This window comes from Methanoculleus sp. UBA291 (assembly GCF_002499755.1).
In the GTDB taxonomy this organism is placed as follows: domain Archaea; phylum Halobacteriota; class Methanomicrobia; order Methanomicrobiales; family Methanoculleaceae; genus Methanoculleus; species Methanoculleus palmolei.
In genome coordinates this window covers 119,225-138,964 of sequence record NZ_DANC01000041.1, presented here as the reverse complement: position 1 = coordinate 138,964, position 19,740 = coordinate 119,225, and the positions used below count along the sequence as shown (strand labels likewise).

General features: G+C 63.8%; 20 protein-coding genes and 1 tRNA gene. 6 read left to right on the top strand and 15 right to left on the bottom strand.

Annotation, left to right across the window (positions count from 1 at the left end):
* Window positions 1–259: 259 nt before the first annotated feature.
* The 7 genes from BP737_RS09930 to thiM form a co-directional block, all read right to left on the bottom strand.
* Window positions 260–1,309, bottom strand: coding sequence for an ATP-binding cassette domain-containing protein (locus tag BP737_RS09930; RefSeq protein ID WP_292406773.1), 1,050 nt, complete (start codon window positions 1,307–1,309; stop codon window positions 260–262).
* On the bottom strand, window positions 1,309–2,040 hold the full coding sequence (locus BP737_RS09925) for an ABC transporter permease (RefSeq protein ID WP_394339224.1): 732 nt from the start codon (window positions 2,038–2,040) through the stop codon (window positions 1,309–1,311). Before BP737_RS09925 ends, BP737_RS09930 begins: the two co-directional genes overlap by 1 nt.
* Before the next feature lie 86 nt (window positions 2,041–2,126).
* Entirely contained in the window at window positions 2,127–2,618 is a 492-nt protein-coding gene (gene tsaA, locus BP737_RS09920; protein WP_292406779.1) for a tRNA (N6-threonylcarbamoyladenosine(37)-N6)-methyltransferase TrmO, read from the bottom strand.
* Window positions 2,615–3,433, bottom strand: coding sequence for a molybdate ABC transporter substrate-binding protein (gene modA, locus BP737_RS09915; RefSeq protein WP_292406781.1), 819 nt, complete (start codon window positions 3,431–3,433; stop codon window positions 2,615–2,617). Before modA ends, tsaA (BP737_RS09920) begins: the two co-directional genes overlap by 4 nt.
* 90 nt (window positions 3,434–3,523) lie before the next feature.
* Complete coding sequence (tsaA, locus tag BP737_RS09910; protein WP_292406784.1) at window positions 3,524–4,006, bottom strand: tRNA (N6-threonylcarbamoyladenosine(37)-N6)-methyltransferase TrmO; 483 nt, start codon at window positions 4,004–4,006, stop codon at window positions 3,524–3,526.
* Window positions 4,007–4,229: 223 nt separating this feature from the next.
* Window positions 4,230–4,865, bottom strand: a complete 636-nt coding sequence (gene thiE / locus BP737_RS09905; protein WP_292406788.1) for a thiamine phosphate synthase — start codon at window positions 4,863–4,865, stop codon at window positions 4,230–4,232.
* Window positions 4,865–5,668, bottom strand: a complete 804-nt coding sequence (gene thiM, locus BP737_RS09900) for a hydroxyethylthiazole kinase (RefSeq protein ID WP_342686167.1) — start codon at window positions 5,666–5,668, stop codon at window positions 4,865–4,867. Before thiM ends, thiE begins: the two co-directional genes overlap by 1 nt.
* 350 nt (window positions 5,669–6,018) lie before the next feature.
* On the opposite strand from thiM, the gene BP737_RS09895 reads away from it, so the two are divergent.
* Both BP737_RS09895 and BP737_RS09890 read left to right on the top strand, forming a co-directional pair.
* Window positions 6,019–6,459 (top strand): ribonuclease HI, encoded by a 441-nt coding sequence (locus BP737_RS09895; protein ID WP_292406790.1) that lies wholly within the window; start codon window positions 6,019–6,021, stop codon window positions 6,457–6,459.
* Window positions 6,460–6,702: 243 nt separating this feature from the next.
* Window positions 6,703–7,188 (top strand): HNH endonuclease, encoded by a 486-nt coding sequence (locus tag BP737_RS09890; RefSeq protein ID WP_292406793.1) that lies wholly within the window; start codon window positions 6,703–6,705, stop codon window positions 7,186–7,188.
* A gap of 314 nt (window positions 7,189–7,502) precedes the next feature.
* Here the strand turns inward: BP737_RS09890 and BP737_RS09885 are convergent.
* The 6 genes from BP737_RS09885 to BP737_RS09860 all read right to left on the bottom strand — a co-directional run bounded on the left by BP737_RS09885 (window position 7,503) and on the right by BP737_RS09860 (window position 12,409).
* Window positions 7,503–7,587, bottom strand: a tRNA-Ser gene (locus tag BP737_RS09885).
* 153 nt (window positions 7,588–7,740) lie between these two features.
* Window positions 7,741–9,342: a thermosome subunit alpha gene (thsA, locus tag BP737_RS09880; protein WP_292406796.1), complete on the bottom strand. Its 1,602-nt coding sequence runs from the start codon at window positions 9,340–9,342 to the stop codon at window positions 7,741–7,743.
* Window positions 9,343–9,492: 150 nt separating this feature from the next.
* A complete protein-coding gene (locus BP737_RS09875; protein ID WP_292406799.1) occupies window positions 9,493–10,107 on the bottom strand; it encodes an orotate phosphoribosyltransferase-like protein in 615 nt (204 codons plus the stop codon).
* Between the two features lie 22 nt (window positions 10,108–10,129).
* Complete coding sequence (locus BP737_RS09870; protein WP_292406802.1) at window positions 10,130–10,585, bottom strand: NOB1 family endonuclease; 456 nt, start codon at window positions 10,583–10,585, stop codon at window positions 10,130–10,132.
* Window positions 10,582–11,565, bottom strand: a complete 984-nt coding sequence (rtcA, locus tag BP737_RS09865; RefSeq protein WP_292406805.1) for an RNA 3'-terminal phosphate cyclase — start codon at window positions 11,563–11,565, stop codon at window positions 10,582–10,584. The genes BP737_RS09870 and rtcA overlap by 4 nt, the downstream gene beginning before the upstream one ends.
* Entirely contained in the window at window positions 11,552–12,409 is an 858-nt protein-coding gene (locus BP737_RS09860; protein WP_292406808.1) for a ribose-phosphate diphosphokinase, read from the bottom strand. Before BP737_RS09860 ends, rtcA begins: the two co-directional genes overlap by 14 nt.
* An 81-nt stretch (window positions 12,410–12,490) precedes the next feature.
* On the opposite strand from BP737_RS09860, the gene lonB reads away from it, so the two are divergent.
* Genes lonB through BP737_RS09840 form a run of 4 tightly spaced genes read left to right on the top strand, consistent with a single transcriptional unit; the run spans window position 12,491 to window position 17,321 of the window.
* Window positions 12,491–14,434: an ATP-dependent protease LonB gene (gene lonB, locus BP737_RS09855; protein WP_292406811.1), complete on the top strand. Its 1,944-nt coding sequence runs from the start codon at window positions 12,491–12,493 to the stop codon at window positions 14,432–14,434.
* A gap of 5 nt (window positions 14,435–14,439) precedes the next feature.
* The gene (locus tag BP737_RS09850; protein WP_292406837.1) at window positions 14,440–15,768 is read left to right on the top strand and encodes a TldD/PmbA family protein; all 1,329 of its coding nucleotides are present in this window, start codon (window positions 14,440–14,442) and stop codon (window positions 15,766–15,768) included.
* Window positions 15,765–17,057 (top strand): TldD/PmbA family protein, encoded by a 1,293-nt coding sequence (locus BP737_RS09845; RefSeq protein WP_292406814.1) that lies wholly within the window; start codon window positions 15,765–15,767, stop codon window positions 17,055–17,057. Before BP737_RS09850 ends, BP737_RS09845 begins: the two co-directional genes overlap by 4 nt.
* Window positions 17,058–17,321 carry a pro-sigmaK processing inhibitor BofA family protein gene (locus tag BP737_RS09840; protein ID WP_292406817.1) on the top strand — a complete coding sequence of 88 codons (264 nt, stop codon included), beginning with the start codon at window positions 17,058–17,060 and terminating at the stop codon, window positions 17,319–17,321.
* A 444-nt stretch (window positions 17,322–17,765) separates the two neighbouring features.
* Here the strand turns inward: BP737_RS09840 and BP737_RS09835 are convergent, their stop codons facing one another.
* On the bottom strand, window positions 17,766–18,458 hold the full coding sequence (locus BP737_RS09835; protein WP_292406821.1) for a KaiC domain-containing protein: 693 nt from the start codon (window positions 18,456–18,458) through the stop codon (window positions 17,766–17,768).
* On the bottom strand, window positions 18,458–19,291 hold the full coding sequence (locus BP737_RS09830) for an RAD55 family ATPase (RefSeq protein ID WP_292406825.1): 834 nt from the start codon (window positions 19,289–19,291) through the stop codon (window positions 18,458–18,460). Before BP737_RS09830 ends, BP737_RS09835 begins: the two co-directional genes overlap by 1 nt.
* Window positions 19,292–19,740 lie beyond the last annotated feature (449 nt).

The window sequence follows — 19,740 nt, the reverse complement described above, 5'->3', positions numbered from 1 at the left end:
CGGCAAAATACCGGGTATCCCGTTTCACACAAACTGCATAGACTCCGTGGGCGGCAGCGCCGAAGTTCTCGTCACGGCCGATATCACAGTGGTCTCTTCCGGAGCGCAACTCCTGTCGCCCCAGTACCGGACGAGAAGAGGGGGGACGAACGCATCGATGGATATGCCGAACCGGGTGGCAAAGGCGATTTCCTCCCGGATCTCGCCGATCCCCGTCAGGTGTCCCAGTGGATCGGAACCCGGGGAAATGCTGTGCCTGCTACCTGGCAAAGACGTGGACTGCGGAAGCCTTGAAGGTGACGTAGGCCGGCTCCCCTTCGGCGAGGCCCAGGCGTGCGATGCTCTGCCGGGTCAGGACGGCGACGAAGGGCCGGCCCGCATCCACGACGACCTTCGAGAACATGCCGTTCTGCTGGACCTCCGTCACCGTCCCGGAGAAGACGTTTGTGGCGCTCGACTCGAACGGTTCCCGGGATACGATCACCTCTTCTGGCCGGACGCCGACGCAGACGTCGCCCTCGACGGCCGTGACGGTCCGGACGGTGATCGCCCCGAGGTCGATGGCCGCCTCCCCGTCCCGGACCCGTGAGACACCGCGGTAGACGTTCTCCATGCCGGTGAAAGCGGCGACGAACTCGGTGGCCGGTTTCCGAAAGACCTCGTCGGGCGTGCCGGTCTGCACGATCCTGCCGCCCTGCATCACCGCCACCCGGTCGGCGAGGGCAAATATATCTTCGAAGTGGTGGGTGATGTGGACGACCGTTGTTTTGGTCGTACGGTGGACGGCTTTCAGTTCCTTCCGGAGCCGGTCCCGGGTGACGGCGTCGAGCGCCGAGAGCGGCTCGTCCAGGAGCAGGACGCGGGGCCGGAGAACGAGCGCCCGGGCGATTGCCGCCCGCTGCTGCTCTCCGCCGGAGAGCGTCCCCGGTGTGCGCTCCAGAAGGCGGCCGATCCCGAGCAGGTCTGCGGTCTTCCGCACCGTCTCTCGTATCCGGGCAGGGTCGTCCCCCCGCTGCCGGAGGCCGAACCCGACGTTCTCCCCGACGGTGAGGTGGGGGAAGAGCATGTAGTCCTGGTAGACCATGCCGATCCCCCGGTCCCGGGGATCGGTGCGGGTGATGTTGCGGCCGTCGAGAGTGATCGTCCCTGTCTTCGGGGTGTATATCCCCGCGAGTGTCTCAAGGAGTATCGTCTTTCCGGCGCCGGTCGGGCCGAGGATGATGAAATACTCGGCGTCGGCGACGGTCAGGTCCACACCGTCGAGCGAAAATTCCCCGAGCGAGAGGGAGAGGTCCCTGATCTCGAGCATCAGAAGGCCCCCCTGCTGCCGACGGAGTAGCGCTCGAAGACGAGGAGCGACGCCACAGCGATCACGATCAGGATGACCGATGCAGCGATGGCGAGGTCGAGGTCTCCGGTCGACATGTTCAGAAAGAGCGCGATGGGCAGGGTCTCGGTCTTCATCCGGGTTGCCCCTGCGAGCATGAGAACGGCACCGAACTCGCCGATGGACTTGGACCAGGTGATGACCAGACCGGCGACGAGGCCGTTCCGGGCCAGGGGGAGGGCGACCTCCCGGAACGCGCCCCATTCGGTACAGCCGAGCGTTCTGGCGACGTACTCGTAGCGCGGGTTGATCGTCTCAAAGGCTGAGCGCACGACCCGGATCATGTAGGGCACGTTGACGAAGAACTGAGCGGCGATGATCCCGAGCGGGGTGTAGACGATATCGAGCCCCAGGGACGAGAGCACCCTCCCGAACGTCGACGGGCCGTAGAAGATGAGCAGCGCCACGCCGGCGACGAGCGGCGGGAGGGCGAGCGGGAGGTTCACCAGGGTGTTTACGATCCACCTGCCGGGGAACGAGAACCGGGCGAGGGAGTAAGCGGCCGGGACGGCCACGAGAGTGCAGAGGGCGGTGGAGACCACCGAGGTGGCGAGGGAGAGTTCGACCGCAGCGATGATCTCCGGGGATGCCAGGCTCTCGATGAGGGCCGGCAGCGGCGGGTAGGCCACGAGGCCGGCGAGGACGACGGCCATGTAGCCGATCAGGACGAAGAGGACGGTGAGAAAGAGGATTTTAAACGGGGTTCGGCGGGGACGGGCGCCCCGGTCGGCAAGCACGGCTAATCAACCTTGAAGGAAGCGCTCCGTCTCCGGATCTGCTCTACGTGCTGCGGGGTCACCCACCCGGAGGCGGCAGTGGGGACGCTGTCGAACGCCGGGATATAGGGCTTGATGTCGAGGACCGGCGTCCCGTCCAGGAGGTCGACGCCCTCGACGGCGAGCACGGCGCCGTCGATCCCGGCGAGCCTGACGACCGAGAGTCCGAGCCGGTTCGGGCGGTTGAAGTGCCGGGTGGCGAAGATGCCGTGCGGCTCCGCGCCGTCGATGAGCGGACGTTCGCTGAGTTCTTCACCGGCGGCCCGGTGGAACCGGTAGATGAGGATAAGGTGGGAGAACCCCGCAAGTGCCGAGAGCCCGTCCCGGAACTCGGGGAAGACCTCCCCTGTCCCGCGGGCGGTGGAGAAGGCCGCCTGGATAGGGGCGGCGGCCGGGTCGGAGAACGGCGTCCGGACGACGCCGATAGCCCGACAGGTGTAGTCCGTACCGATCATGGCTCAATGCCCATATACGCCGGGTCGGGGTAGGTCGGGAACCCGTGCTTTGCAAAGATCGCCTTTCCTTCGTCGGAGGTGACGAACTCGACGAATTTTTGGGCGGCGTCGGGATGTTCTGTGAAGGTAGTCGCCCCTATCGGGACGATGAGGGTGAGACCGTTCTCCTGCGGGATGTCGATGGTGTCCATCGTCCCGGGGTTTATCTGGTCCAGCGTGAGGAGCGCGGCATCGGCGGTGCCCATGTTCATCGCCACCACCACTTCGTTGATCGTCGGCGCCCGGAGGACGACGTTTGCTTCGACGGCGTCGAGGATGCCAAGTTTCTGGAAGAGTTTGTCGCCGGCTCTTCCAATCGCGGTGGTGTTCACGCCGCCGAGCGCGATCTTCAGCCCGGGCCGGGCAAAGTCGTTCACCGACGTGATGTTGTGGGGGTTCCCCTTCTGGACGGCGATCACCGGGACATGGTAGGCGACGTACCCGGGCTCTTCGACAAGGTCTTTCTCCTGTGCGATCCGGTAATCGGGTGTCCCGCCCGGAATGAAGACGTCGCCCTTTCGGGAGAGGTCCATCTGGGTGATGAGCGTGCCCGATCCGGCGAAGGTGTAATCGACACCGATACCGTAGTTCTCGGTGAACACCTCTCCGATCTCGGTCATCGCCTTCTTGAGGCCTGCGCCGGAGTAGACGAGCAGCGTGATGTTGGTGTTGTCGTCGGTGGTGACCGTGGCCGACGGCTGGGTGGTGCATCCCGCCGTACAGAGAAAGGCGACGAGGATAACGATGGCTATCAGTGTGACGGCTTTTCCTGTCATGGATATAATATCCATTTCGGCTGTATTAAAGTACTGCAATTTACCTATGTCTAATGTTAATGTTTTTTGGTTTACCCGATCTCTTTCCCATTAACAGAACCGGTCGTCCGACCGCATGGTGCGTGCGGTCTCACATGTCGCGGCAAGCCACCCGGCACGTTCGTCGGGATAGGCGTCGAACGCCGGGACGTAGGGCTTGATGTCGATGACCGGGGTGCCGTCCAGAATATCCACATCCTCGACGGTAAGCGTTGCGCCGTCGACACGGACAAGTTTGAGGACGGAAAGCCCGATAGCGTTCGGGCGGCGGGGCGCCCGGGTTGCAAATATGCCGTGGGGCGTTTTATCGAGAAACGGCACGACCTCGAGTGCGTACCCCTTCGAGCGGTGGAGGTGGTAGAGGAGGATGACGCGGGAGAACCCTTCGAGGTCCTTTAATCCGGCGGTGTAGGCCGGGTCGAGTTCGATCCTGCCCCGGACGCCCCGGGCGCCGATGGGCTGGATCGGCATGTCGCGCGGGTCCTGGAAGGGGGAATGGACGGTGCCGATGGGGTTGAATACGATCTCTGTCATGCGTACCACTCTCCGGGCGGGACAAAGAGGGTTTGTGTTCGGGCAGGACCGCGGGGAATGGTATCGCCGGCTGTATGAACCCATGCCTCTCCTCCGGAGGACCTGTCGGGCGGTTTTATCGGAAATGGGAAGCAGACCCGGGATGGCGGCCGATGTCCGGGCGTTGATCTCCACCGGAAGCCTCCGTTGCCGTCCCCCCTCTCCGGAACTCCTAAAGAAAGAGTTAGCGGCTTCTCGCCTTTGCGGCGGCGATCCGGCTCCGGAGGTCCCGTGCGGCGGCGGTGACATCGTCCTGCCCGACGACCGCTGAGATGACCGCGACCCCGTCCGCCCCGGCGGCGATGACGTCGGCGACGTTCCCCGCGGTGATCCCGCCGATGGCGACGAGCGGGAGAGAGACCGCGGAACGGACCGCCGAGAGGGTGGCGAGCCCGTGGCCTGGCCCCGCATCGTCCTTCGACGTGGTCGAAAACGTCGGGCTGAGCGCCACGTAGTCGGCCCCCTCCTCCGCGGCCAGGACCGCCGTGGCGACGGACCCGACCGATGCCCCGACGATGAACCCCGGCGGGGCGAGACGCCGGGCCTGCTCTATGGGGAGGTCGGTTGCGCCGAGGTGGACCCCGTCGGCGCCGGCCGCGAGGGCCACGTCCAGACGGTCGTTCACGATGAAGAGCGCTCCTGCCTCCCGGGTTACCTCGCGGACGGCGACCGCCGCATTGAAGAAAGACCGGCCGGAGAGCCTCTTCTCGCGGAGCTGGACCACGTCAGCGCCGCCGGCGACGGCGCGGCGGGCGATCTCCGCGTGGGAGAGGCCGCGCCCGATTTCCTCGTCGGTGATCACGTAGAGGTCATACGCCATCACAACTCCTCGATCCGCGCGTGCTCCGCGAGGTCCCGGGGCTCAAGCCCGGCGAGTTCATCGAAGAGCGCCGTCCGGAACGAGTAGGGGCCGCGCGCTCCTGCCATAGCGGCCCGCTCCCCGGCCCGGCCGAAGGCTGCAAGCGCCGCCGCCGACGAGACCGCGTAATCGTCGGCGACCGCGGCGAACGCCCCGACCATCGATGCGGCCATGCACCCCGTCCCGGAGAGGCGGTCCATCGCCGGGTCGCCGTTTCTGACCAGGTATGCCCGTTTTCCATCGACGACGATATCGACCTCTCCGGTCATCGCCACCACGGTCCCGGTGACCCGGGCGCACTCCCGCGCCGTCTCGACGGGGTCGCCTGCAACCCCGCCGGAATCGACCCCCCGGACGCTCCCGCCGGTCCCGGCAAGGACACCGATCTCCCCGGCGTTCCCCTTCAGGACGGCGACGTCGAGGGCCTCGAGGAGACGCTGCACGGTCCCGGTCCGGAACGTCGTTGCCCCCGCACCGACCGGGTCGACGACGACCGGGATGCCGAGTTCGTTCGCCCGGCGGCCGGCGATGAGCATCGCCTCCACCTGCACGGCGGAGAGCGTCCCGATGTTGAGGACGAGAGCGCCGGCGGCGGCGACCATCTCGGCGACCTCCTCGGGGGCTTCGGCCATCACCGGGGCGGCCCCGGTGCAGATCGTGATGTTCGCACAGTCGTTGATCGTGACGCTGTTCGTGATGTGGTGCACCAGCGGCCGCCGCTCCCGCACGGAGGCGAGGAGACCGGCGGGGACCGTGCCGTCCATGAATGTTGCCGGGGATTTCTTCATCATATCTGCCGTTATCTGTTTGGATCGTACTCCAATAAAACACCCGTCGTCCGGCACCACGCTATGGAGCCGGGGCGGCATCGTCATCGTTGCCCCTGCTTTTCGGAGCGTCTTCTGCATCCGCACCGCGCTACGACGCGCCGACAGGGTAGACCCAAGATTCGCAAAGTGGCCACGGATGATCAGTCGAGTCCTGGGGCTCTCCCGGTTCATTGCCGCTGCAGCGAAGCGGTAGTCCCGTTCACCCCTCTCCACACCGCACCGCCATGGACGGCATACCGGGGGCGGATAACTATATAGTTTTGAAGGCCGTACTATAGTTTTGTATGTACTCGCGGATCTACACCGACGGGGCTTGCCGAGGCAACCCGGGCGACTCCGCGTGGGCGTATGTCAGATTCGACTCTTTTGACGCATTCTCACGGGTGATGCAGGATTCCGGCTACATCGGCGTCGCAACGAACAACGAGGCCGAGTACTGGGGCATCATCCACGCGCTTCGCTCCCTGGCGGAACACGACCCCAGGAAGAACGTTGCCCTTTACAGCGATAGTCAGGTGGCTATCCGGCAGATCACCGGCGAAAGCGTGTGTACGTGCCGTACTCATCTGCGGCTTCGTGAGCTCATTGCCGACCTGGTGCAGCAGATAGGGCATGAGAGAGTTCGTTTCTGCCACGTCCGACGGACGGAACCCGGCGTACAGATTGCCGACCGACTCTGCAACCAGACCCTTGATAGAGTTCTGACGGGCACACCATGGCAATGATACGGCAGGCGGGGCGCTACGGTGCGTAAGAAGGGTATATGCAAAGGAATGAATGCACCGTTGGAAAATCGGGACGGTACATGGACCGTTGTGAAACCCGGGCATTCATCATCGCGTTTCGTCGCTTCCGGCTTTGCGAAGGCGGGCCTCCCGCCACGGGATGTCCATAGCCGAACCGGACCAACCCCGGGAAGAGGTTCACGGCATTCGGGGAGACCGGCTACTACGGCCCGTGCCCGGAGAGTGAAAAAACCGTGTCGCGTAAGGGATCGGCTCGGCACGTATCCGGTCGATGCCGTCATGCCCTTCGTCTCCGACCTCTCGGAGCGAGTCGGGAACCGGCACCATGTTCGATTCGAGGGCGTCCTCGTCAACATGGCTTCCGATCGGATGCGCTGCTTCCTGTATTCGGGGACAGTCTGTATTTGTTGCGGACTCAAAGCCCGGTACTTCGCTCTGGAGCGGTTCTGCGAGGCTGACGAGTATCGCCTGAACCTTTACGGGATCAAAAACGGGAGAGAGGTAATGTTCACGAAGGACCATATCGTCCCGAAGTGCAAAGGCGGCCCCTCCTCCCTTGAGAATTACCAGACGATGTGCGAGCACTGCAACAGTGAGAAGGGTTGCGGGATCGAGACCCCGATACTGCAGATGAGCGCCGTCCCACTCTTCGATACCTCCTCCATGGAACCCATCCGGATGACGTGGTCCGCGGGAACCGCTCCGTGAGCAGTTGACGGGTGTCCACTCACCGTCGGAGGAAACCCCGGACCTTCCGCGACTTCGCCCCGGGCCATGGTCCGACAGTTCCCCTTTCCCGGGGTCACCTGCGGGGGCCGGTGTGTGGGAGATCGCGCGAGCGCCGGCACGGTTCACCCGGTGGCCTGTCTGTGAAAGGCTCCCCTCCTTCCTTTTACTGCGGACGCAAGCAACGGCAAGCGACGTGGCTAACCCGGGACGGCAGTAACCGGCTCCAGATTGGCCGGACATAGAGCAAGGATCGGATAGCGGTGAAATTTCCAGGTCAAACCATCAAAAATGGACGCCGAGGGGGAGATTTGAACTCCCGAGGTGCCGAACACCAGTGGCTTTCGAGGCCACCGCCTTCCCGGACTAGACTACCTCGGCACAGAATCAGCCTACAGTATTTGGGCTCTTCGGCTATAATGGTATCGCGATAGCCTCGCGGGGCTCACCTCTATCACGGAAGGAAGCCTGCCGCAGAATAAAAAGGATCGAAGAAGAAGGGCCGGAAAGTGCCGGCCTCCTCATGCGGTCAACTTACTGTGCGCCCGCTGCGCCCGCCTTTTTTCCGGACTGGGTAACCATCATATCGTCGACGCGGACGAGGAGCATGGCCGTCTCGGTCGCGCTCTTGATCGCCTGGGTCTTCACCCGCAGGGGCTCGATGACGCCGGCCTCCCGCATATCCATAACCTCGCCGGTATAGACGTTGAGCCCGGTGTGCTTCGCGCCGTCGGCGTGGGCCTTCCTCAGGGCGACGACCTTGTCGATCGTGTCGAACCCGGAGTTCTCCGCAAGCGTCCTCGGAATGACCTCGAAAGAATTTGCAAACGCCTCGATGGCGAGCTGGACCCGGCCGCCGACGGTTGCGGCGTAGTCGCGGAGGCGTATCTGGAGTTCGGTCTCCACCGAGCCGCCGCCGACGAGGAATTTGCTGTCCTCGATGGCGTCCTGAACGACCCTGGCTGCATCGTAGACCGCCCGCTCGAGTTCGTCCACCAGGAGTTGGGAGGTGCCCCGCAGAAGGATCGTGACGGCTTTCGGGTTCTCGCAGCCGGAGATGACGGTGAGATCGGCGTCGGGGACTTCCTCGGCTGCTTCCGCGTGGCCGAGCGTCGCCGCGGTGAGTTCGTCGGGCTTGTTCACGATAGTGCCGCAGAGCGCTTTCGCGGCAAACTTCATATCCTCTTCCTTCACGTCTTCAAGGGCGTAGACGCCGTGCTTCGCGAGGTAATACTGCACCGCGTCGGCGATCCCTTTCTGGCAGAGAACGACGTTTGCGCCGGAGGCAACGACCTGCTCGGCGAGTTTCCGGAGTGACTCGCGTTCCTGCTCGGTAAACGCCTTCATCTGGTCGGAAGTAGTGATCTTGATCTTCGACTTCACCTGAGTCTTCGTGACCTCGAGCGGCTGGGCGAGCAGGGCCACTTTAACGTCCGTGACCGCATCAGGCATCTGCTCAAAGACACGCTTCTTGTCGATGACGACGCCCCGGATCAACTTAGCGTCGCGCATCGTGTCGCCGACCTGCTTCTTGATCTTGACGTCGTCCTCGTCCACGGAGTAGGTGCCGTCGTCGTTCCTGACGGCGACCTGCCGCACCGCGTCCACCACGATGCCGGAGATCTTCTCCTTGGCCGCTTCGATGGACTTGCCGGTCATGGCGGTGTCGGCGAGTTTGAGGAGATTCTCGCGGTCGTCGAACCCGACCGTGATGGCCAGTTCGTCGAGGATCGAGAGGGCCTGTTCCATGCCGAGCCGGTAACCCTGCGCGATGATTGTGGGGTGAACCTCCTGGGCGAGCAGATCTTCCGCCTCCTCCATCAGCGATCCGACGAGCACGGTCGCGGTCGTGGTGCCGTCGCCGACCTCGTCGTCCTGGGTCTCGGCAACCTCCACGACCAGCTTGCCGCCGGGGTGCTGCACGGACATCTCGTGCAGGATGGTTGCCCCGTCGTTCGTGATCACCACATCACCGCTGGAGCTGACCAGCATCTTGTCCATTCCCCGGGGACCGAGCGTCGTCCGAACGGCGGCCGCAATTGCCTTTGCGGCCATGATATTCGAGCGCTGCGCCTCAAATCCGCGCGTACGTTCAACGTTGTCCCGCAAAATAACGATGGGCTGTCCAGCAAGCATTGTATAATCCTCCTTTGTTCGTTAGGTTTGTTCAGAGGTTCTATATATATTCGTCGATAGACCCCGGTCCTCCCCGGGTGCCCGGGCCTATCGGTATGGGTGGATCGCCCATCGGCTGGCGCTCCGCGCCCGTCGGCCGTGATGGTGCGGTCACCCGAGCCGCGATATCGTAAAGAGTGACTGGACCGGGACGCCGTCGATCTCCCGGACGCCCCGCTTGTCGAAGAGTGACCAGACCGCCACCGGCATGGCCCCGTGCTGCCGGAGGAACCCTATCGCTTCCGCAAGCGTCGCCCCGGTCGTGACGACATCGTCGACGATGATGCAACGCTGCCCGGTGATCGTGGAGAAGGTGCCCGAGAGGGACCCGGTGGGCGTCTCGCTCCGGCTGTGCTTTGCCGGGAGGTAGACCGCGAGTCGCAGCCCCTCCTCTGCGGCGATGAGGGTCGCGAGCGGGACGCCCGAGAGCGCGACACCGACGATCGTCTCCGGGAGTTCTCCCGGAGGACGGACGGCTTCCCCCTCTCCGAAGTAGAAGAAGCGCCTGAGCATCATCATTGCCATATCGGAGAGGAGCATCCCGTGGCTCCCGACTGCCGTCCAGTCGATATGGACGTCTTTTGGGGCCTCCATGCCTTTTTGCTGGGTGAGCAGCCAGGTGACCGTCTCCATTGAGACGCCCAGTTCATCGGAGATCTGGCCGGGGGTGTGCCCGTCTGCCTGGAGCGCCTTTGCCTTCGTGATCAACTCTTCAAGGGAGGACATGGAGAAGAGATCTCCAAGTAATCTATTTAAGTTTTCTTTTGATCGGTGCGCCGCAGACCGGGCAGTCGCCGGGCTCGCGCCAGTACCGGCCGCACCCGCTGCACCGGTAGCGCCACCGGATCGCCCGGGCCGGCCGCTGCCGGATGCTCCGGGTCTCGATCCCGAGGCGGTGGGCGACGTTCTGGACCGCGAAGTCGTCGGTGACGAGGACGGCCGAGAGTTCCAGTGCCAGTGCGAGGATCTCCCGGTCGGTTGCGGAGAGCACCCCGGCATCCCCGGTCCGGGCCGCAGCCTCTTCCACCCGTGAAAGGTCCTCTTTGCGGGGCTCCCGGACGAGGAGCCCCGTAGCGGAGAGCGCCTCGAACCGGCACTTCGCGTGGAGGTCCCCGAGTTCTTCGACAACCGACGGGGTAGTCCAGGCCCGGCCGACGACCGGCACTTCCGAGAAGAAGACGGAGGCGTCGAGGACCAGCGTCATGCTGAGAACTCCACGGTCCCGTTCTCCCGGCATCGGACCTCGTAGCCGAACGCCGACAGCAGCCAGCAGGCGGTCTTTGCGTGCATCGAGAGGGTGTGGGTGCTGTACTCCCCGCCGTAGCACGCAAGGTAGACGAGGAGCTGGTCGGCGAGGTGGACGTCGACCGTGCCGGGGCTGCGGACCTCGCGAACAAGGGCCCGGGCGGCCGCCCGGCCCACCTTCTCGGCGGGAAGCCCTCTCTTTCCGAGAGCGACGGCACCCTTCGCCCCGCTCCATACGGTGACGGAACTCCCGGTGCTTGCCCCGCCTTCCCGGGGGTCGAGGGTTGCAGCGCAGGAGAGGTTGAGTTCGCTCTCGATGAGAGCCCGGGCAGCGGCAGCCTGGCGCTCCGCGACATGCACCGGGAGGCCCGCCGAGCAGGAGACGATCCCGCACTCCTGCTCTTTCGCCCCGATCACGATCGGGCCGGGGCGGCCCGGCTCCACCCGGACGTGCACCCGCCCACCGCCCTCCGGGTAGTAGCCGCGTTCGAGCACTTCGGTCTCGACCGTGGCCCCGGCGCGCCGGAGCACCGGCGCGAGGACGTACTCCAGGTAGTCGATGGTCGGGCTCCACGTCACCTCGGTCCCGCCCGTGACCGTGATGCTCCCGCCGGCGTGGAGGGCGACCGGGAGCCACGCCTGGAGGATGAGGGGGATGCTCCCGGCGGTCCCGGGGTCGATCGCGAGATCGGCGCGCCGGAGCCGGCCCGGGATAAAGGTGATTTCGCTGCTCCGGACGACGAGCCCCGTGCATTCGGCGTCGCAGGCTCCGGCGACCGCCCGGACCGCGGCAACGTGCTGGGGGGCGAGCCCGGGATTCTGCCGGTTCTGCCGGATCCGGGTGACGGTGACCGGGGTGGCGGAGATCGCCGACACGGCTACTGCAAGGCGGAGGACCTGGCCGCCCCCTTCGAGGTAAGACCCGTCAATGGTGAGCATCTTCTCTGATCGCGGTGGCGATGGCGTTCGCGGCCGATATGAAACTTGAGGCGTTCTCGTAGGTGTCGCTGGAGACGACCGAAGAGATTCCTGCCGCCCGCAGGCGGGTGTAGGCCCCGCTCGTGAACACCCCGTGAACGCAGGCCGCGTGGATGGACACCGCTCCCTGCTCCCGGAGCATGCAGGCGGCGGTCGCGAGGGTCCCGCCGGTGGATATGATGTCGTCCACGATGACGGCCTCCCGCCCGTCGACGTCGATGGATTTCGGGGCAATCCTGACCTCTTCACCCGAGAGCCGGGTCTTTTCGAGGTGGTCGCAGTCCCACTCGCCGACCGCCGCAACATTGGCCGCAAACGCGGTCGCCCCTTCGTCCGGAGCGAGGATCAGGGGATCATTCAGGTTCAGGTCGCCAATGTATCCGCCGACGGCCGACGCGATAGTGACGTTCTCCGCCGGAACGCTGAAGAAGTCCAGTACGCCAGGGTCGTGAATATTGACCACAAAGGCCCGCTCGATGCCGGCCGAGAGGGCTCGTGCGACTGCCCGGGCGCTGATCGGCTCGCCCGGAAAGAAGCGCCTGTCCTGCCGGGAGTAGCCGAGGTACGGGACTATCAGCGTGGTCCGCGATTGATCAGCGGCATCGATCGCAAGAAGGGTCTGCACGAGCATATCGTTATCCACGATGCTGCTGACGATCAGGGTCTCACCGTCCAGTTCTCCGCACCGAAGATACATCTCGCCGTCGGGAAACCGGGTGAATTTTGTTTCAACCAGAGGAACTCCCAACTTTTCGGCAATACGAGCTGCCAGGACCTGGGACCGTTCTGTACTGATTATTCTCATAGGTCACCTTTGCTAGAAAGTATTTGAACGAGCATGAATAAATTATATAAGTATCAGTGCAGCAAAGAGGTAAACTCAACGATGGATTCAACAGTTTCAAACGAAATACCCAATATCGAGCTCACGAACGACGAATTGACGGATACAGACGTCTTTTCAGGTCTTGAACTGAGTACATCGTCGGATATTGAAGTACCTCCGCATCTCATCGATCAGGTTATCGGCCAGGAACACGCTGTCGAGGTGATCCGGAAAGCTGCGGTCCAGCGGCGGCACGTGATGATGATCGGCACTCCCGGAACCGGCAAATCGATGCTGGCGAAGGCCATGGCCGAACTCCTCCCGAAAGAGGAACTCCAGGATATTCTGGTCTACCCAAACCCCGAGGATAACAATAACCCCATCATCAGGACCGTGCCTGCCGGCCGCGGCAAGCAGATCGTCAATGCGCACAGGGCAGAGGCGAAAAAGAAGATCCAGATGCGGAGCACTCTCGTCATGCTTCTGGTCGTCGGTATCATCGGCTACGCGATCATCACCTACCAGTGGCTCATGGGCATCATCGCCGCCGCCTTCGTCTTCATAGCGCTCCGGTACTCGATGCCCCGCGAGGAGGCAATGGTCCCGAAGCTCCTGATCTCCCATGACCCCAACACCTCCGCGCCTTTTGTCGACGCCACCGGCTCGCACGCAGGCGCCCTGCTCGGTGATGTCCGGCACGACCCCTTCCAGAGCGGCGGTCTTGAGACGCCGTCTCACGACCGTGTCGAGGGTGGAGCCATCCACCGGGCACACGGTGGAGTTCTCTTCATCGACGAGATCAACACCCTCACTCCGCACTCCCAGCAGAACCTGCTGACCGCGCTTCAGGAGGGCTCGTTTCCAATCACCGGCCAGAGCGAGCGCTCAAGCGGCGCGATGGTCCGGACCGAACCGGTCCCCTGCCGGTTCGTGATGATCGCCGCCGGCAACCTCGATGCCATCCAGGGGATGCACCCGGCGCTCCGGTCGCGTATTCGCGGCTACGGTTACGAGGTATACATGCGCGAGACGATGGAGGACACCCCGGAGAACCGGAAGAAGTTCCTCCGGTTCATCGCCCAGGAAGTCAAAAACGACGGGAAGATCCCGCATTTCGACCGCAGCGCCATGCTCGAGGTGCTCCGGGAAGCCCGGCGCCGCTCGAACCGGAAGGGTCACCTGACCTTAAAGCTCCGCGACATGGGCGGACTCATCCGGGTGGCGGGGGACCTCGCCCGGCAGGAAGGGGCCGAGGTCACTTCGGCACGGCACGTCATCGCCGCGAAATCGGCTTCTCGCTCGATAGAGGACCAGATCTCCGACGAGTACATCCGGCAGAGCCGCGACTACGACCTCGCCGTCGTGGAGGGCACCCGAATAGGACGGGTGAACGGGCTTGCGGTGATGGGAAACGACTCCGGTTCGGTCCTTCCGGTGATGGCCGAAGTGACCCCGAGCCAGGGAGCGGCCGGCACGGTCATCGCGACCGGGATGCTCAAAGATATCGCGAAAGAGTCGATCACGAACGTCAGCGCGCTCATCAAGAAGTTCACCGGCAGGGATATCCGGAACATGGATATCCATATCCAGTTCATCGGCACCTATGGCGGTGTGGAGGGCGACTCGGCTTCCGTGACGGTCGCGACGGCGGTGATCAGCGCCATCGAGAACATCCCGGTGCGCCAGGACGTTGCGATGACGGGGTCGCTCTCTGTCCGGGGCGACGTCCTCCCCATCGGCGGCGTCACCTACAAGATCGAGGCGGCTGCAAAGGCGGGGATCAAGAGGGTGATCATCCCGCGGTCGAACCTGGAAGACGTCCTCATCGAGGACCGCTACCGCGACATGGTCGAGGTGGTGCCGGTCGAACACATCGACGAAGTCCTCCGGAACGCGCTCGTGCCCGAGAACCGCGAAGGGTTCCTCTCGAAACTCCGAAAGTTGACGGTCAACCCGACGACCGGCGGCATCTTCGATTCGAACGTCGGGCGTTCCCTGATCTGATGCCTATGGTTGATGTGCGCTACTACGACCTTCGGTGCGTGCGGGGCGAGAACACCCTGATCGATATCGACAACGGGGTGGTCGAGTCCGCAGGCACCTCATTCTTTGACAGAACCGTGGTCCGGGTGCTGGGGCAAAAAGGCTGGGGCGTCCTCACCCGCGATCACGTCGATATCGATTCGAAGCGTGAGATCGATGCCCTCGTCGAGGCGGCGGCCCGCCTTGCGGCGGTCACAGAGGACCGCCTCGACCTTGCGGATGCGCCGCGCGGCATCCTCCCCGTCCCCCCTCTCGGGGAAGACCCCCGGGACGTCGACCTCGAGGAGAAGACCCGGCTGCTCGCCGGGATCGAGGCGTCGGCACGGGTCCCGGAGGTCGCCAACACCCGGGCCCGCTACACCGAGGGGATCGACTCGGTCCGGTTCCTGGATTCAAGCGGGAATGAGGCATCCTACGAGGCGACCCGGTCCGGGTTCTCGGTCCTCGCGATTGCGTCCCGAAACGGAGTGATGCAGATGGGGAGCGAACGCGACCACGTCATCACCGGGTTCAACCTCCGGAACAGGCAGGACCTCGGGCGGAAGGCGGGCGAGATCGCGGTCTCGCTGCTCGACGCCAGACTCGCAAAGGGCGGGACCCGACGGGCGGTGCTCGACCCGGAACTCGCCGGCGTCTTTACTCACGAGGCGGTCGGCCATGCGAGCGAGGGGGACCTTGTCCGCGAAGGCGCATCGGTCCTTAGCGGGAGGATCGGGGAGCGGATCGGGCGCGAGGGGCTCGTCATCGTCGACGATCCCTCCCTCCACGAGTTCGGGTTCATGCCGGTGGACGCCGAAGGCGTGGCGGTGCGGCGGACCGAGATCATCCGCGACGGCGTCCTCTCTTCCTACCTCCACAACCGGGAAACCCTCGCGGCGGTCGGGAACGGCGTCGCCGGGCACGCCCGGGCCGAACACGGGGCGCCGCCCATCGTCCGGATGAGCAACACCTTCATCGAGAACGGCGATGCGGCCTACGACGAGATCCTTGCCGAGTGCAAAGACGGCATTCTGCTGATCGGGTCAAGGGGCGGCCAGGTCGACCCCGGCCGGGGCGTCTTCCAGTTCAATGCGGAGTACGGTTACCTGGTCGAGGGCGGCGAGACGACCGATATGGTCCGTGACGTCTCGCTTTCGGGCGAGATCCTCTCGACCCTCCATAACATCGTCCTCATCGGGAACGACCGGAAGATGAGCCCGGGATACTGCGGCAAGGGCGGGCAGAACGTCCCGGTAAGCGACGGAGCGCCCCATCTCCTGCTTGAAGGCGCAATCATCGGGGGGCGCGGAGAATGAACGGCGAAGACCTTATCGAGAAAGTTCTTCGGGCGGGTGGACGCGCGGCCGACGAGGTCGAGGTCTTCTACGTCCGGGAAGAGAGCGTCGGCACCGATATCAAGAAAGGGATCCTCGGCGCCGCCGAGGAGTCGGAGGCCTGGAGCATGGCCGTCCGGACGATCAAGGACGGCCGGATCGGGTTTTCAAGCACCGGCGACCCCGACCGGTGGAAGGAATGCCTGGACGCGGCGCTTACAAGCGGGCGGATGGCCACCCCCCAGCAGTGGGGCGGTCTCCCGAAGCCGGCCGAGATCCCGGGCGCGGCACCTTCATCGGACCCGGATCTCGTCGTTGCGGTGGAGGACGCGGCGAGGATGGTCGACGACCTCCTGTCCGGTGCCGCGGAGCACCCGGTGGATGTCGTCGGCGGGTCGGCGGATCTCGCCCGGGCGTATCTGGCGGTTGCAAACACAAGCGGCGTCTTCTACGGCATGGACCGGACGGCGGCGTCGGTCTCCCTTGAGACGATCCGGGAGCAGTCCACGGGCTACGAGTTCGATGTCTCCCCGTTCCGTGCCGATATCGACGCCCGGTCGGTCGGGGAGCGGTCTGCGGACCTTGCCGCACGCTCTCTTTCCGGCCGCGATATCGAGACGGGCCGCTACGACGTCGTCCTCTCCCCGATCGCGGCGGGAAGTCTCCTCGGGCAGATCCTCCTCCCGGCCCTCTCCGGGCGGAGCGTGAAGGCCGGCCGGTCGCCTCTTGCGGATAAACTCGGCGAAACGGTCTTTGATGAGAATCTCTCCATCTACGACGACCCGTTGGCCCCCGGCCTCGGAAGCACCGCCTGGGATGCGGAGGGCGTCCTCACCCACCGCCTGGATTTCGTGGAGCGGGGTGTGCTCAGACTGTTCGCCTACGACCTCAAGACCGGATACCGCTACGGCGAAGAGAGCACGGGAAGCGCCGTCCGGTCCAGGAGCGGGGTCCCCGACATCGGGTTCCATAACCTCTTCGTCGACGGGCCGCGGATGAAGGATCTCGGCGATGAGCGGGCGGTCTGGATCCACGATGTCGTGGGCGCCCATACCGCAAACCCGTTCTCCGGCGACTTCTCGGTGGAGGTCTCCAACCCCTTCTGGATGGAGGGAGGGGACCTCGCCCGCCCCATCCGGACGGCGATGTTCTCCGGGAACGTCTTTGAGATGTTCCGGGAGATCGGGGGGCTTGGAAAAGATGCAAGGCGCGTCGGACGGTTGACGATTCCATCAATACGATTAAATAACCAGCAGATCATTGGTAAATAGATGATGGAAGAGATCCTTGCCATCCTTCTTGCGGTTGCAATAGCCGCCGCGCTCTACTATCTGATGAAGAAGGCCCTGACGCTTCTCATCAACGCCGTCGCGGGGCTCGTCACGCTCTGGCTCCTGAATTACTTCAATATCCTCGCGTGGTTCGGCGCCCCCGACCTCCAGATCAACCTGGTGACGATCCTCATATGCGCCCTCGGCGGGCTCCCCGGCGCCCTGGTCCTCGTCCTGCTGCATCTCGTGGGGATCACGATCTGAGAGGGCCTCCCGGACACTTCTTCTTTTCGGCGGCCGGGTTAATCCCCGCCGTTTCAAGGGGGGCACACTACCGGAGACCCGATCATACGGGTTTCTCCAGTGCTTCCCGCGGACTAGTGCATCGTGCCCCCTAATTTTAGGAATTCTGATGCGCAGGAGCGCATCAGTCACTTTCGATTGATCGCACTGGCACGGCTTTCCATGGCTATCGCCCCGCACTGCCCCCGTCCCGATGGCGGGGGAGGAGCGCTGAAAGCGCGGGCGGGGTGGGTGAAACAGGGGAGGCATGCCCGGGGTGAGTCCTCATCCCTTCATCGGGCCCACATTCATATCCGATTCAGCGGAACGAACTTTGGCATCTTCGCGTCAGGCAACCCGGGACGAAGTATGGTTCCACACAGATGGTCGTGCTATGGAATTCATAGTATTAAATGACCATGAGCACTAGAAGAGAATCGCTTCCGAGTAGACCATGATCTTGTCCTGGAGGATCTCAAACGGCTTGATCTCGCGCGAATGGGCCGACCGGCGCATCTTCGCGACCTCAAGGGCCAGGTGCACCTCGGTGAGCCCCGGAGACCGGATACGGTGAAGGAGGATCACCGCATCCGCCAGGTACTCGGCAAGTCCATACTTGCTCTCTTCCGGGTTTGCCGTGTTGGCCTCGCTCGTTAGCATCAGGGTGCAGGCCTCGTCCCGCATTATCTCGATGAACCCGAACATCTCCCGCCGCCGGACGGATGCGTCCTCAAAGAGCCCCTCGAAGAGCGATATCGGGTCGATAATCACCCGTGCGGCCCCGAAACTCTTGATGAGTGAAGAGAGTTCGCTCTTGATGCTGTTGATAGCGAGGTTGAAGTCGGTTGGGTCCAGCCTCACGAGGTACAGCCGGTCGTCGAAAACCCCGGTATCCCACCCTTTCTGCGCGATGGTGGTGCGGAGATGTTCTTCGCGTTCTTCGAGGCTGATGTAAATGACTTTTTCGCCCCGGCGGAGCCCCTCGTACGCAAACTGGAGGGCAAACATCGTCTTGCCGGTGCCGTAGGTCCCGACGACCGCACAGATACTCCCCTCAAGAAGCCCCCCGAGGAGCATCTCGTCCAGTCCTTCGACCCCGAACTTCACCCGGTCCGCCATTACACCACCACCCTGATGTTACGCACCTCGAACCCCCCCGTTGCCGAGACCGAGACCGCGAACTTCACCAGATCCTTGCTCTCAAGGTGGGGCATCACGCCCCGGAATTTTCCGAAGTACATGACCCGCTGCCGGCGTTGCGCACCGGCCTCCTCCCAGTGAAAGAAGATCGTTGCGTCGACGCAGTCGGCGATCTCAAGTTCCTGCGACCGGTCCAGGATGCCGGAGGTGAGCAGGAGATAGACGGTAGTACCCCAGCGTTTCGTCGCTCGCTGCAGTCCGCGCAGGAAGGCGACGAACGCATGCCGCCGTGTCCCCTCCATCAGCGGCGGGGCGATATCGGTCAGCGAGTCCAGGATGATCTGGCTGTTCTTCGGGCACTCGTCGAACAGCCGGACAATCTCCGCGAGGATGCTGTCTTCCTCCCTGCGCTGCTTCTTCTGCATGCGTTCGATGACGTTCCCCTCCCCGTACCAGCCCGGGGGGACGGTGCTGGCATCGAAGTAGAGGTTCGAGAGGTCGTGGAAGACGATCTCCTTCTCCAGTTGTTCGTAGAGGTCCGGGTTGAACGAGAGGGCTATCTCCTCCAGGATATCCTCCTTCATCCGGGTGAGCGTCACGTACGAGACGCTCTCCGGGAGCATGAGGTGCTCCCCGGCCGCACCCTGCTTCCCGATAGCGAAGCTCATGAGCGAGGTCTGTACAAACTCAACGCTGCCGGCACCGTCCTCCCCGAGGAGCAGCACCACCGATCCCGGCGGGACCCCCCCGTCCAGCACGGGGTCGAGCGAAGCGATTCCCGTCGGCATCCGTAGTTGGAGGCGGTCGTACATGGTAATCAGTATACGTTGATCGCCGTTAAAACGTTCCGCTTCGTGGTACGGGAGAAAGTTGCGTCCGTGAACCGCCCCGCCCCTTAAGAGGAGGCCATCCCGGCGGGAGCGTGTCCATCGGCTCGACGGCGCTGATCCGTCGCCTGGAAATGCGAATTATTTGATAATTGCGGCATTGATAGCCCGGTAGCCGCAGACCGAACAGGTCTTCACGGAGGGCTCGAACGTCCCGTTCTTGAGCAGAGTCTTTTCGCTCATGCTGCCGAAGGGTCCCGCAGGAATAAATGGCATCCATTGCTGAAAAAGCAGGTTTATCATGGGTGCCGCTCCACACATATATACATAGTCTCCCGCACAGCCCCCGGTGCGCTGCCCGTCACCCCGAACGCTGGTGAATGGCGGCGGGGGCCTGTATCCGGGATGGGATGGGTCACGGAACATGCGGAAAG